The sequence below is a fragment of the Phocaeicola coprophilus DSM 18228 = JCM 13818 genome (assembly GCF_000157915.1).
Classification (GTDB): Bacteria; Bacteroidota; Bacteroidia; order Bacteroidales; family Bacteroidaceae; genus Phocaeicola; species Phocaeicola coprophilus.
This window is the reverse complement of the sequence record NZ_EQ973692.1, coordinates 1-751: the sequence shown is the minus strand read 5'-3', so window position 1 is coordinate 751 and position 751 is coordinate 1. Positions and strand designations below refer to the sequence as shown.

General features: G+C 49.7%; 1 protein-coding gene. It reads left to right on the top strand.

Annotated features, from left to right (window positions below):
- A partial coding sequence (locus BACCOPRO_RS17010; RefSeq protein ID WP_008145668.1) for a DUF1573 domain-containing protein occupies positions 1–691 on the top strand: 691 nt, incomplete at its 5' end.
- Positions 692–751: the final 60 nt, after the last annotated feature.

The following is a 751-nucleotide window of genomic DNA, read 5'->3' as shown; positions in this document are numbered from 1 at the left end:
GGCTGCGGCGGACTATAAGGTCGTGGTCTATGTCGATTCCATCGGGTGCGTCAGTTGCAAACTGCAATTGCGGGAGTGGAAAAAGTTTATCGCCCAAGTGGATTCCGCCACGGATGGGAACGTCCCCTTCCTGTTCTTTTTCCAATCGAAAGACAATGATGAACTACGCTATATCCTAAGACGGGATAACTTCACCCTGCCCGTCTGTATCGATACCGACAATCATTTTTATAAGTTAAACCACTTTCCCGGAGAGATGACTTTCCAGAGCTTCCTCGTTGACCGGGACAACCACGTGAAAGTAATCGGTAACCCGATACACAACCTGTCTGTCTGGGATCTCTACCTCAAGGAACTGACAGGGGCCGCCGCCTCTTCCCTGCCCGCCACACGCCTACAAATCGATACCCTGGAATACGATTTAGGCTCAGTGCCTGCCAACGGCACAAAAGAGCAAACCGTCCGCCTGTGCAACACAGGAACGGAAACTTTCCGGCTGAAAGGTATCACCACCTCGTGCGACTGTATCACCGCCCGATATGACTGGCAAGAAATACAACCGGGCGAGACGAAGGAAATCACCGTCAGTTATCAGGCCGAACAGCCCGGCGATTTCCTCCGCACCGTCACCATTTACGGAAATATCACCGAAAAAGAAATTACCCTCACCTTCGTAGGAAGGGTAGGTTAACACCTAATAGAGACAAACGGTAAAAACATCATAGAGAAATGAAAAGAATTTATTTAACCC